Source organism: Sanguibacter hominis ATCC BAA-789, from assembly GCF_012396185.1.
In the GTDB taxonomy this organism is placed as follows: Bacteria; Actinomycetota; Actinomycetes; order Actinomycetales; family Cellulomonadaceae; genus Flavimobilis; species Flavimobilis hominis.
This window is the reverse complement of record NZ_JAAXOW010000002.1, coordinates 666,555-678,907: the sequence shown is the minus strand read 5'-3', so window position 1 is coordinate 678,907 and position 12,353 is coordinate 666,555. Positions and strand designations below refer to the sequence as shown.

13 protein-coding genes are annotated in these 12,353 nt (G+C 72.2%); 8 read left to right on the top strand and 5 right to left on the bottom strand.

The features are described from left to right. Positions 1–97 precede the first annotated feature (97 nt). The 8 genes from HF995_RS09620 to HF995_RS09585 all read left to right on the top strand — a co-directional run bounded on the left by HF995_RS09620 (position 98) and on the right by HF995_RS09585 (position 6,937). On the top strand, positions 98–856 hold the full coding sequence (locus tag HF995_RS09620) for a helix-turn-helix transcriptional regulator (protein ID WP_286189426.1): 759 nt from the start codon (positions 98–100) through the stop codon (positions 854–856). Next, positions 853–2,295, top strand: a complete 1,443-nt coding sequence (gene sufB / locus HF995_RS09615; protein ID WP_168447538.1) for a Fe-S cluster assembly protein SufB — start codon at positions 853–855, stop codon at positions 2,293–2,295. The genes HF995_RS09620 and sufB overlap by 4 nt, the downstream gene beginning before the upstream one ends. Next, a complete protein-coding gene (gene sufD, locus HF995_RS09610) occupies positions 2,295–3,527 on the top strand; it encodes a Fe-S cluster assembly protein SufD (protein WP_168447537.1) in 1,233 nt (410 codons plus the stop codon). Before sufB ends, sufD begins: the two co-directional genes overlap by 1 nt. Further along, on the top strand, positions 3,524–3,859 hold the full coding sequence (locus HF995_RS09605; RefSeq protein ID WP_168447536.1) for a non-heme iron oxygenase ferredoxin subunit: 336 nt from the start codon (positions 3,524–3,526) through the stop codon (positions 3,857–3,859). The genes sufD and HF995_RS09605 overlap by 4 nt, the downstream gene beginning before the upstream one ends. 20 nt (positions 3,860–3,879) lie before the next feature. Continuing rightward, positions 3,880–4,635, top strand: a complete 756-nt coding sequence (sufC, locus tag HF995_RS09600; protein ID WP_168447535.1) for a Fe-S cluster assembly ATPase SufC — start codon at positions 3,880–3,882, stop codon at positions 4,633–4,635. Positions 4,636–4,761: 126 nt separating this feature from the next. Then, positions 4,762–6,033, top strand: coding sequence for a SufS family cysteine desulfurase (locus HF995_RS09595; protein WP_168447534.1), 1,272 nt, complete (start codon positions 4,762–4,764; stop codon positions 6,031–6,033). 11 nt (positions 6,034–6,044) lie between these two features. Further along, positions 6,045–6,617 (top strand): Fe-S cluster assembly sulfur transfer protein SufU, encoded by a 573-nt coding sequence (sufU, locus tag HF995_RS09590; protein ID WP_434060850.1) that lies wholly within the window; start codon positions 6,045–6,047, stop codon positions 6,615–6,617. Continuing rightward, on the top strand, positions 6,614–6,937 hold the full coding sequence (locus HF995_RS09585) for a metal-sulfur cluster assembly factor (RefSeq protein WP_168447533.1): 324 nt from the start codon (positions 6,614–6,616) through the stop codon (positions 6,935–6,937). Before sufU ends, HF995_RS09585 begins: the two co-directional genes overlap by 4 nt. Positions 6,938–7,004: 67 nt before the next feature. Here HF995_RS09585 and HF995_RS09580 read toward each other — a convergent pair whose 3' ends face one another. From HF995_RS09580 to HF995_RS09560, 5 genes are all read right to left on the bottom strand, one after another. Next, a complete protein-coding gene (locus tag HF995_RS09580) occupies positions 7,005–9,317 on the bottom strand; it encodes a DEAD/DEAH box helicase (protein ID WP_168447532.1) in 2,313 nt (770 codons plus the stop codon). 10 nt (positions 9,318–9,327) lie between these two features. Continuing rightward, positions 9,328–10,200: a KPN_02809 family neutral zinc metallopeptidase gene (gene ypfJ / locus HF995_RS09575; RefSeq protein WP_168447531.1), complete on the bottom strand. Its 873-nt coding sequence runs from the start codon at positions 10,198–10,200 to the stop codon at positions 9,328–9,330. A 19-nt stretch (positions 10,201–10,219) separates the two neighbouring features. Continuing rightward, entirely contained in the window at positions 10,220–10,837 is a 618-nt protein-coding gene (locus HF995_RS09570; protein ID WP_168447530.1) for an energy-coupling factor transporter transmembrane component T family protein, read from the bottom strand. A 68-nt stretch (positions 10,838–10,905) separates the two neighbouring features. Next, a complete protein-coding gene (locus HF995_RS09565; protein WP_168447529.1) occupies positions 10,906–11,685 on the bottom strand; it encodes an energy-coupling factor ABC transporter ATP-binding protein in 780 nt (259 codons plus the stop codon). Then, complete coding sequence (locus HF995_RS09560) at positions 11,682–12,350, bottom strand: biotin transporter BioY (RefSeq protein WP_168447528.1); 669 nt, start codon at positions 12,348–12,350, stop codon at positions 11,682–11,684. Before HF995_RS09560 ends, HF995_RS09565 begins: the two co-directional genes overlap by 4 nt. Positions 12,351–12,353: the final 3 nt, after the last annotated feature.

Sequence of the window (12,353 nt, the reverse complement as noted above, 5' to 3'; positions counted from 1 at the left end):
TTTATGCAACGACAATGTTCGGTATATGCGCGCCGCTGGCGTGCTGGCGTCCCCGCTGCCGGAGGCGCGCCGACCGGACGTCCTCAGGAGGTGGCAGTTGACGCACGTCGATCCAGCCCACCCCGTCGCCGACCCGAGCACCCGGGACCGGGTGCTCGAGCTGATCATGTCCGACGGCCCCATCAGTGCGGCCGAGCTCGCCGAGCGCCTCGACCTCACGTCGGCAGCGATCCGCCGCCACCTGTCCGGGCTCGAGGGCGAGCAGCTCGTCGCCGTGCACGAGTCAGGTCACACCGGGCTTCGCGGGAGGCCCGCGCGCCGGTACGTCGCGACCGTCGCGGCGCAGGGTGCGCTCTCCGCCGGATACCCGGAGATCGCCCTCCAGGCGCTCGAGTACCTCGCCCGCGCGGTGGGGACGGACGGCGTCGAGGCCTTCGCTCAGGACCGGCTCGACGAGACGGCCGCGCGCTACGCGCGGCACATGACCGCCGACGACGTCCAAGGTCGCGTCGACCAGCTCGCGGCGGCACTCCACGAGGACGGCTTCGCGCCCAGCGTGCGCCCCGTTGCGGGAACCACGATGGTCCAGCTCTGCCAGGGCCACTGCCCCGTCGCGCACGTCGCAGCCCGGTTCCCGCAGCTGTGCGACGCCGAGACCCGCCTCTTCTCGCGGATGCTCGGCACGCACGTCCAGAGACTCGCGACGCTGGCCGGCGGCGGCCACGTCTGCACGACGAACATCCCGGTCGGGGCGTGGCAGCCTCACCCGCCACCGCCGTCGCCCGCCGAACAGCACGACCACCCGACCTCGACCCACCACCGGCCCCACAGCCGGTCTGCGGAAGGATCACCATGACCGCACCAACCGAGAACGTCGTCCAGGCGCCCTCGACCGACGACGAGATCATCGCCTCGATCGGCTCGTACGGCTACGGCTGGCACGACAGCGACGCTGCCGGCGCCACGGCGCGCCGCGGACTGGACGAGGACGTCGTGCGCAACATCTCGGCGCTCAAGAACGAGCCCGAGTGGATGCTCAAGACCCGCCTGAAGGCGCTGCGCCTGTTCGAGAAGAAGCCGATGCCGAACTGGGGCGCCGACCTGTCCGGCATCCACTTCGACGACATCAAGTACTTCGTCCGCTCCACCGAGAAGCAGGCCACCAGCTGGGAGGACCTGCCCGAGGACATCAAGAACACGTACGACCGCCTCGGCATCCCCGAGGCCGAGAAGCAGCGCCTCGTCGCCGGTGTCGCTGCCCAGTACGAGTCCGAGGTCGTGTACCACCAGATCCGCGAGGACCTCGAGGAGCAGGGCGTCATCTTCGTCGACACCGACACGGGCCTGCGCGAGTACCCCGAGATCTTCGAGCAGTACTTCGGGTCCGTCATCCCGTCGGGCGACAACAAGTTCGCGGCCCTCAACACCGCCGTGTGGTCGGGCGGCTCCTTCGTCTACGTCCCGCCGGGCGTCCACGTCGAGATCCCGCTGCAGGCCTACTTCCGCATCAACACGGAGAACATGGGCCAGTTCGAGCGGACGCTGATCATCGCCGACGAGGGCTCGTACGTGCACTACGTCGAGGGCTGCACCGCGCCGATCTACCAGTCGGACTCGCTGCACTCGGCCGTCGTCGAGATCATCGTCAAGAAGAACGCCCGCGTGCGGTACACGACGATCCAGAACTGGTCGAACAACGTGTACAACCTCGTCACGAAGCGAGCCACGGCCGCCGAGGGTGCGACGATGGAGTGGGTCGACGGCAACATCGGCTCCAAGGTCACCATGAAGTACCCGGCGATCTACCTCATGGGCGAGCACGCCCGCGGCGAGACCCTGTCGATCGCGTTCGCCGGCGAGGGCCAGCACCAGGACGCGGGCGCCAAGATGGTGCACGCCGCGCCGCGCACGTCGTCGTCGATCGTGTCGAAGTCCGTCGCCCGCGGCGGCGGACGCACGTCGTACCGCGGCCTCGTCCAGGTCCTCGAAGGGGCCGAGCACTCGGCGTCCAACGTCCTGTGCGACGCCCTCCTCGTCGACCAGATCTCGCGCTCCGACACCTACCCGTACGTCGACGTCCGCGAGGACGACGTCTCGATGGGCCACGAGGCGACCGTCTCCCGCGTCAGCGAGGACCAGCTCTTCTACCTCATGTCCCGAGGCATGGCCGAGACCGAGGCCATGGCCATGATCGTGCGCGGGTTCGTCGAGCCCATCGCGCGTGAGCTGCCGATGGAGTACGCCCTCGAGCTCAACCGCCTCATCGAACTCCAGATGGAAGGGTCCGTCGGCTGATGACCACCGCAACTCCCGAGACGCTGAGCACCGACCACAGCCAGGCAGGGCTCGACGGCGCCCACTCGCACGGCGCGGTCGTCCCGCAGGGCTCGCGCGCTGAGCGCGTCACCTCCTTCGACCTCGCGGCGATCCCCGTGCCCACGGGCCGCGAGGAGGAGTGGCGGTTCTCGCCCGTCCCCCGCCTCGCGCCGCTCTTCGACCACGAGATCGCCGGACACGGCGTCCGCACGACCGTCGTCGCCCCCTCCGACGTCTCTGTCGAGATCGTCGGGCGCGACGACGAGCGGCTCGGCCGCGCCGGCCGCCCGGGCGACCGCTCCGCCGTCGTCGCCTGGAACGCCGTCCAGGAGGCCACGGTCGTCACGATCCCCGCCGAGACGGTCACCACGGGTGCGACGTCCATCCGCGTCGAGGGCATCGAGGGCAAGGGCGACGAGGCGACGGCGACGCACCTCCTCGTGCGCGCCGAGCACCACGCCGAGGCCGTCGTCGTCATCGACCACACGGGTGACGCCCTCCTCACCGAGACCGTCGAGATCGAGGTCGGCGACGGCGCGCACCTCACGGTCGTCTCCGTCCAGGACTGGTCCGCCGGTGCCGTGCACGCGAGCTCGCACCGCGCGCGGCTCGGCCGCGACGCCAAGCTCAAGCACGTCGTCGTCACGTTCGGCGGCGACGTCGTCCGCATCACCCCCGACGCGGAGTTCGAGGCCGAGGGCGGCGAGGTCGAGATGCTCGGCCTCTACTTCGCGGACTCGGACCAGCACCAGGAGCACCGCCTCTTCGTCGACCACAGCGTGCCGAACTGCCGCTCCCGCGTGACCTACAAGGGCGCGCTCCAGGGTGAGGGCGCGCACGCGGTCTGGGTCGGCGACGTGCTGATCCAGGCGGCCGCGAGCGGGACCGACACGTACGAGCTCAACCGCAACCTCGTCCTGAGCGACGGCGCCCGCGCCGACTCCGTGCCGAACCTCGAGATCGAGACCGGCGAGATCGAGGGGGCCGGTCACGCGAGCGCGACCGGGCGCTTCGACGACGAGCAGCTGTTCTACCTGCAGGCCCGCGGCATCCCCGAGATCGACGCGCGCCGGCTCGTCGTGCGGGGCTTCTTCACCGAGCTCATCCAGGAGATCGGCGTGCCCGAGGTCGAGGAGCGTCTCGTGGCCTCGATCGAGGCCGAGCTCGAGAAGTCCATGTCCGTCCTGACCGGGGCGAGCGAGCAGGCATGACCGCTCAGGTCGCCTGCCTGGCCCAGGACGTCCCCGTCGAGGGGACGTTCCGGGTCGAGCTCGAGAACGACGAGGGGCGCCTCGTCGAGGTCGCCGTCGTCCGCGACTCCGACGGCGAGCTGCACGCCGTGTCCGACATCTGCTCGCACGGCGCCGTCTCGCTCTCCGAGGGGGAGGTCGAGGGCTGCCTCATCGAGTGCTGGCTCCACGGCTCCCGCTTCGACCTGCGGACCGGCCAGCCCGACTCGCCGCCCGCCGTGCGCCCCATCCCCGTGTACCCCCTGACCCTCGACGGTGACGACGTCCTCGTCGACGTCGACACCACCGTCTGAAACAGCTTCCGAGGAGAACAATGTCCACCCTGGAGATCCGCGACCTGCACGTCAGCGTCGAGACGAAGGAAGGCGCCAAGCAGATCCTGCGCGGCGTCGACCTGACGATCAACGCCGGTGAGGTCCACGCCATCATGGGCCCGAACGGCTCCGGCAAGTCCACCCTGGCGTACTCGCTCGCCGGGCACCCGAAGTACACGATCACGGGCGGCACCGTGACGCTCGACGGCGAGGACGTCCTCGCGATGAGCGTCGACGAGCGTGCCCGGGCGGGCATGTTCCTCGCCATGCAGTACCCGGTCGAGGTCCCCGGCGTCTCGGTGTCGAACTTCCTGCGCACGGCGAAGACCGCGATCGACGGTCAGGCTCCGGCGCTGCGCCATTGGGTCAAGGACATGAAGTCTGCGATGGCGAACCTGCGCATGGACGACTCGTTCGCCGAGCGGTCCGTCAACGAGGGATTCTCCGGCGGCGAGAAGAAGCGCCACGAGATCCTTCAGATGGAGCTTCTCAAGCCGAAGGTCGCGATCCTCGACGAGACCGACTCTGGCCTCGACGTCGACGCCCTGCGTGTCGTGTCCGAGGGTGTCAACCGTGTCATCGCGAGCGGTGAGGTCGGCACGCTGCTGATCACGCACTACACGCGCATCCTGCGCTACATCAAGCCGGACTTCGTGCACGTCTTCGTCGACGGTCGCATCGCGGAGGAGGGTGGCCCCGAGCTCGCCGAGCGTCTCGAGAACGAGGGCTACGACCGCTTCCTGGCCAAGGCCTGACCGAAATCTGTACGCGTCGCCCGGCCCGGCCCGGCCCGTCCGGACCGGCCCGGGCGACGCAGCACGACCCACGCTGCACCGCCGTCCCGCACGGGACGGTGGACGACGACCAAGGCGGTGCCTGACATGCTGACCGAGACCGAGCTGGCGGCGGTGCGCGCGGACTTCCCGTTGCTCGCCCGGACGCTGCGCGACGGGCGACCGCTCGTGTACCTCGACTCGGGCGCCACGTCCCAGAAGCCCGACCCGGTGCTCGACGCCGAGCAGGACTTCTACCTGCAGCGCAACGCCGCTGTGCACCGCGGTGCGCACCAGCTCGCGGAAGAGGCCACCGAGGCGTTCGAGCAGGCACGCTCGAAGGTCGCCGCGCTGGTCGGCGCGGACGACGACGAGATCGTGTGGACCTCGGGCGCGACCGCCGCGATCAACCTCGTCGCGTACGCCTTCTCGAACGCGACCGCGGGGCGCGGTGGAGTCGAGGCGGCACGCTTCGTGCTCGCCCCGGGCGACGAGATCGTCGTGACCGAGGCGGAGCACCACGCGAACCTCGTGCCGTGGCAGGAGCTCGCCGCCCGCACGGGGGCGGTGCTGCGCTGGCTCGAGGTGGACGACGACGGTCGCGTCCGGGTGGACCAGGCCGACGACGTCATCGGGGAACGCACCCGCATCGTCGCGTTCACGCACGTGTCGAACGTGACGGGCGCGATCACGCCCGTGGCACCGCTCGTCGCGCGCGCGCACGCCGTCGGCGCGGTCGTCGTCCTCGACGCGTGCCAGTCGGTCCCGTACATGCCGGTCGACCTGCATGCGCTCGGGGTCGACTTCGCCGCGTTCTCGGCGCACAAGATGCTCGGCCCGACCGGGGTCGGCGCGCTCTACGGTCGCCGCGAGCTGCTCGCCGCGATGCCCCCCGTCACCACGGGCGGGTCGATGGTCGAGGTCGTGACGATGACGGAGACGACGTACGCGCCGCCGCCGCAGCGCTTCGAGGCCGGCACGCAGCCGGTCGCCCAGGCGGTCGCGATGGGTGCCGCTGCCGACTACCTGCGCGAGCTCGGGATGGAGGGCGTGCTCGCCCACGAGCGCGCGCTCGCCGCAGAGCTGCTCGAGATCCGCCACATCCCCGGTGTGCGGGTGATCGGACCGACGGACGTGAACGACCGCCTCGCCGTCGTGTCGTTCGTCGTCGACGGCGTGCATGCGCACGACGTCGGCCAGGTGCTCGACGACGACGGCATCGCCGTGCGCGTCGGCCACCACTGCGCGCAGCCCCTGCACCGCCGCTTCGGTGTCGCCGCGACCGCGCGCGCGTCGGCGTCGGTCTACACGACCTCCGAGGAGGTCGCCGCCTTCCGGGAATCACTCGCGAGGGTCCGGACGTTCTTCGGACTGTCCTAGGAGGGTCAGACGTGTCAACGAACGCGATGGAACAGCTCTACCAGCAGGTCATCCTCGACCACGCGAAGACGCCCCACGGGCGCGGCCTCGTCGACGCCGCCCCGGGGCGCGCGTGCGGCGAGTCGCACCAGATCAACCCGACGTGCGGTGACGAGGTCACGCTCCGCGTGACCGTCGACGCTGCCGACGACGGCGCGCTCACGCTCGGCTCGGTCACCTGGGAGGGCCAGGGGTGCTCGATCTCCCAGGCGTCGCTCTCCGTGATGACCGAGCTCGTCGAGGGCGGCTCGGTCCAGCAGGCCGAGCAGCTCGGCGACCTCTTCCGCGACCTCATGGGGACGCGAGGCAAGGGGCTCGACGACGACACGGCGGAGGACCTCCTGGGTGATGCCTCGGCGTTCACGGGCGTCTCCCGCTACCCGGCGCGCATCAAGTGCGCCCTGCTCGGCTGGGCGGCGCTGCGCGACGCCCTCGTGCGCACCGACACGCTCGGCCGCGACGCCTCGGCGACCATCGCCGCGACGGCGTCGGCCCCGCACACCACCACCTCGAACCCTGCTCCCGACTCCCAGGAGATCTCATGACCACCCACCAGGCGCCGACCGCGGCGGACGTCGAGGAGGCGATGCGTGACGTCATCGACCCGGAGCTCGGCATCAACGTCGTCGACCTCGGGCTCGTGTACGGCATCACCGTCGACCAGAACAACACGGCCATCATCGACATGACGCTCACGTCCGCGGCCTGCCCGCTGACCGACGTCATCGAGGACCAGACCGGCCAGGCCCTCGAGGGCATCACCGACGGCTACCGGGTCAACTGGATCTGGATGCCGCCGTGGGGCCCGGAGAAGATCACGGACGACGGCAAGGACCAGCTCCGCGCCCTGGGGTTCAACCTCTGAGCCTGTCGGTCCCGCCCCCGAGAGCCGCACCCCTGTGGGGTGCGGCTCTCGCTGCGTCCGACGGCGGTCAGCCCGGTGCGGGGAGCTCGTCTGGTGCGGCGCTGTCGAGCTCGTCCCACCACGGTCCGTAGCCGAGGCGGGCCTGCTCGGCCGCGACGACCTCACGGGCGAGATCTCCGCGGGCGGCGTCGACCGAGCCGACCGCCGCCTGCGCGAGGGAGGACACGCGGACGTAGTCGTCGAAGACCTCGCGCTTGCCCTCGAGGATCTCGACGATGCGCTCGTCGACGCCGTCAGCGCCGAGCAGTCGGTGGACGCGCACGGGGCGCACCTGACCCATGCGGTGGGCGCGGGCGACCGCCTGGTCCTCGAGGCTCGGCGTGAGCTGCGGCTCGCACAGCACGACGACGCTCGCCACCTGGAGGTTGAGGCCCGCGCCGCCGACGGAGATCTGCGCGACGAGCACGGCGGCGTCGTCGGCCGTGAACGCGTCGACGAGCTCGCCCCGGCGCGCGACCGGCACGTCCCCGGTGAGCGGCCCGTGGACGGTAGCGCCACGCTCGGCGAGGGCCTGAGCGACGAGGTCGAGGGTCGCGCGGAAGTAGGAGAAGACCAGGACGGAGTGGCCTTCGTCGAGAGCCTCGTCGACGAGCTCGAGCAGGCGGTCGAGCTTGGCCGGGGGAGCGTCGGTGCCGCCCGGGGCGTGCCACGCTGCCTGGCGCATCGCCATGAGGTTGCCGCTCGCGACGGCGGCGCGATAGTGCGTCTCCTCGGGCGCCCGGAGCTCGACCCAGTCGTCGGACGCCACCACGCCGGGGAGCTCGACGAGGACGTCCGACTGGTTGCGTCGCAGGTACACGTGGGCGACGGCGCTGCGGAAGGCCTCAGGCCCGACGAGACCGAGGTGACGAGGCATCGGCTCCGACAGGCCCGGGTGCAGCAGCTCGACGAGCGCGAGGAAGTCCTCGAGGCGGTTGTCCATGGGCGTGCCCGACATGAGCAGGACTCGCGCGCACCGCTGTGCCCACGCGGCGACGAGCCTCGACCGTGCGGCCTTCGGGTTCTTCACCTGCTGCGCCTCGTCGACCACGAGCAGCCCGACGCGCGCGAGGTCGGCAGGGGCCGCGGGCGTCCCCGAGAGGTCAGGTGTGGGATGAGCGAGCGGGTCGAGCGGCACGTGCGCGAGCCCCTCGAACGTCGTGAGGCCGACACCACCGTCGCGTTCCCACGCCGCGAGCGCATCGGCGCGGCCCGACCCGTGGATGCGGTGCACGGCGAGAGCGGAACGTCCGCGCACCTCGTGCTCCCAGTTCGCGAGCAGCGACGCGGGGCACACGACGAGGAAGCGTCGGTGGCCGTCGGCGGCGAGATGGGCGATCGTGGCGAGCGCCTGCACGGTCTTGCCGAGGCCCATCTCGTCGCCGAGCAGGACGCGCCCCTGCTCGAGCGTGAAGCGTGCCCCGAACTCCTGGTAGCCGCGCAGCGAGACCTTCAGCAGCGTGGTGTCGAGCGGGTGCGCGTCGACGCGGGCGACGAGGTCGGCGGGCAGGAGGCCTCGCGTCGCCAGGGCGCCCGCCGCGTGCGGCACGATCCTCTGGAGGGCTGTGTAGTACTCCGCGGAGCGTCGGGCGTACTCGTCTGCGAGCGCGATCCCGTGCGGGTCGGGCACCGCGATCTCAGCCTCTGCCCGGGCGACGATGCCGGGCAGGTCGTGGGCGACGAGGAGCTGGTCCCAGTCGTGCAGCTGCGCGAGAGCGGCGTGGGTGCGGCGGCGGGTGCGGGGCAGCGTGAGGAGCATGCGCGCCGCGTGCCGCGCAGGTGCGGCGTCGTGCGTCGCCTGCCCGGCAAAGCGGAGGTAGTCGTCGAGCAGCTGTCGGTGGGGCGTGACGAGCGGGGACACCCGCTGGAACCTCCGGAGGAGTGCGAGCAGGTCGCGAGCCTCTCGGGGTTCGGGCAGGCCGGCCCGGTCGAGCGTGATGCGCAGGGGGCGCAGCGTGACGGCGGCCTTGGCGAGCTGGTCGACGGCGGCCACGACGCCCCGGGCGGTCGCCTCGCCGACGCCGGGGATCGCGTCGAGCGTCGCCGCGTCGACGCCGAGGAGGTCTGCCGCGGTCGTGTACCCCGCGGTCTGGACGGCGGTGAGCCGCAGGTTGCGGTCCGTCGTCACGCCGAGTCGTCCCACGGGGACGTGGGAGAGCTCTTCGCGCGCCCGCCGCCGCTCGTCGGCGCGCACCCACGACGTGACCGCCATCGCGACACCGTCCAGGTGGTCGACGACGGCGCGCACCTGCGTGACGAGTGCCGTGTGGCGGTCGACCAGCGCGCGTGCCTCGGGTCCGGGACGGACAGGCGAGCGCAGGGCAGGAGCGGGAAGGGCCACGAAGGAAAGGCTAGAGCGCGTCCGCGGCGAACGTGTCGCACGCCGTCGCGCCGCGCTCGTAGCCGTTCGTGAACCAGGTCTGGCGCTGCTCGGAGGAGCCGTGCGTCCACGTCTCGGGGCTCACCTGGCCGGCGCGCCCCTGGATGCGGTCGTCCCCGATCGCTGCGGCGGTGTCGAGGGCGTCGGCGATCTCGGCTGTCGTGGGGGCCTTGAGGAACGCGGTGCCGGAGTCGTCGCGCGTCTGGGACGCTCCGCCGACCCAGGCGCCCGCGTAGCAGTCGGCCTGGAGCTCGAGGCGCACGGAGTCGCTCGTAGGTCCGGTGCCGTCGCGGTCGATCGCGGACATGGTGCCGGTGAGGTTCGAGATGTGGTGGCCCCACTCGTGCGCGACGACGTACATCTGCGCGAGGTTGCCGCCCTGCGCGCCGAGGCTGCCGCGGAGCGCGTCGTAGAAGTCGGTGTCGAGGTAGATCAGCTGGTCTGCGGGGCAGTAGAACGGGCCGACGGCGGAGCTCGCCTGGCCGCAGGAAGTCTGGACCTGGCCCGAGAAGAGCGTGACGTTCGTCGGCTCGTAGCGGTTGTCTCCGACCGACGGGTACGCGCCCGTCCAGAACTCCTCGAGCGAGGTCGCGGCGCCGACGACGCGGCACTCGACGTCCTCGTTCGCGGACGCACCGGTCGAGCAGCGGGCGAGGTCGTCGTCGGTCGCGGTGCTCTGCGGCGTCGAGCTGCCGCCGAGGATGCCCGACAGGTCGATGCCGAACAGCTGCCCGATGAGGAGGATCGCGACGACGCCGACACCTCCGCCGATCGCGATGCCCTTCGTGCCTCCCGCGCGGCGGACCCTGCTCGTGTCGAGACGCGCGTCGTCGTTGAACGTCATGATCTGAAGGTAAGCGACCCTAGGCGTCGTCGCTCGTCCCACGGGCGGCGAGCGCCTCGCCCGTCCGGTGCGCCATCGCGACCGTGCGCACGACGGTCGGCACGAGGCGCGCCCGTGGGGAGCGCTCGAGGCCGCGCGCCATCGCGGCGTCGCGCGACTCCCGCTCGACCTGTGCGACGGCGGGGACAGCGCGGAGCATGAGCGCGACGGCGAGAGCGACGCTCTCGGGCCGGACGTGCCGCCCGACGACGGGGAGCCGGGCTGCGCGGTGCAGCGCTGCCGTGAGCATGTCGAGCAGCGCGTCCGCGCGGGTCGTCGCCGTGAGCAGGGCTGCGGCGAGGACGGTCGCGGCGAGGCCGAGCGACGTCGCGAGCGCGGGCGCGAGGCCTGCGCTCCACGCCTGCACCGCGGCGAGGACCACGAGCATGACCAGCACAGCGCGTGCCTGTCGGAGCAGGACGCTCACGCCGACGCGTGCGAGACCCGTGACGAGGAGGACGGCAACGAGCGCGCCCGCGGACAGGGGAGCGGAGCGCACGACGGCGAGGACCGTCCCGAGGACCGCGAGCGCGGCGAGCTTCACGCCGGCGGGCGCGCGGTGGACGGCGGAGCCGCCCGGCACGTGCAGCCCGAGCATGCTCGCGCCGGCCGTGAGCCCGTGCGGGCGCGGGCGTGCCCCTCGTCGGCGGGTGCGGCGCGGCCAGCTCACTCGCGCCCCGGCGGGATCAGGCTGGACGCGAGCATGCGCTCGCGGTAGGCGGCGATCCCTGCCGCGGGATCGCCGTCGTGCACGACGCGGCCGTCCTCGACGACGATCAGCCGGTCCGCGGTCGCTGCGGCCGCGAGGTCGTGCGTGACGTGCACGACCTGCTGCGGCAGGTCGGCGAGGAGCGCGTCGACGTGCGCCGTCCAGCGCAGGTCGAGGAGCGTCGTCGGCTCGTCGCACACGAGGATCCTCGGCTCGGTCGCGAGCACGCCCGCGAGGGCGAGGAGCTGCTTCTGGCCGCCGGAGAGGGCGTGCACGGAGACGTCGGCGCGGTCGGCGAGGCCGAACCGCGCGAGCACGTCCCGTGCCCGCGCCGCACGCCGTACGGCGTCGCGCTCGTGGCGGCGGAGGGACAGCAGGACGTCCTCGAGCGGGGTCGGCATGACGAGCTGCGCGTCCGGGTCGCTGAACACGAAGCCGACGACGGACCGCACCCGGGCGCCGTCGCGCCGGGTGTCGAGACCGTGCACGCGGACCGACCCTGCGGTCGGCAGCACGAGACCGTTGAGCAGGCGAGCGAGCGTCGACTTCCCGCTGCCGTTGGGCCCGACCACCGCGACGCGCCGCTCGGTCAGCCGTAGCGAGACGGGGTGCAGGATCGTGCGCACGCCGCCGGGGGACGACCGATCGACGACGCGGACCTCTGCCCCGTCGAGCTCGATGGCCTCGTCGGGTTCGACGGCGCCGTCGGGCTCGGTGAGGCGGCCGCGACTGCTCATGCGGCCTCGTGCCTGCGCCGCAGCGCCGGGAGCAGGTCGGGGAACGCGCGGTGCACCGCGGGGGCGGTGACCGTGACGAGCGCGACCTTGGCGAGGTCGAACGGCACGAAGATGTTGTTGAACGCGACGGCCGCCTCGAGCGACATGCCCGCCCGCCACGCCATCACCGGGACGCCGACGGCGTAGATCACGAGGGTGCCCACGATCCCGGCGAGGAGCGTCACCGCGACGAGCGCGACGCCCCGGCGGCGCATGGCCGCGACGATCGCGCCCGTGGCGAACGCCGCGAGGGGGAACGCGAGGAGGTAGCCGGCGGACGGACCGGCAAGGACGGCGAGCCCACCCTTCGCCCCTGCGAGCACGGGCAGCCCGACGAGCCCGACCACGAGGTGCAGGAGGACGGCAAGAGGTCCGAGCCGCGGACCGAGCACCGCCCCGGCGAGCAGCACCGCGAACGTCTGCAGGGTCACAGGGACGGGAACAGCGCCGAACGTCACTGCGAGCAGGGAGCAGACCGCCAGGAGCGCGGCGAACGTCGCGACGAGCGCGATCTCGGTCGGTGCCGACCGCGCCCGTGGCGCGAGCGGTGCGTCCGGGACCGGCGCGGCATCGCCGGGAGCGCTCGCCACGGTGGCGTCAGTGGGGTCGACGGTGCTGCCGGGCATGGG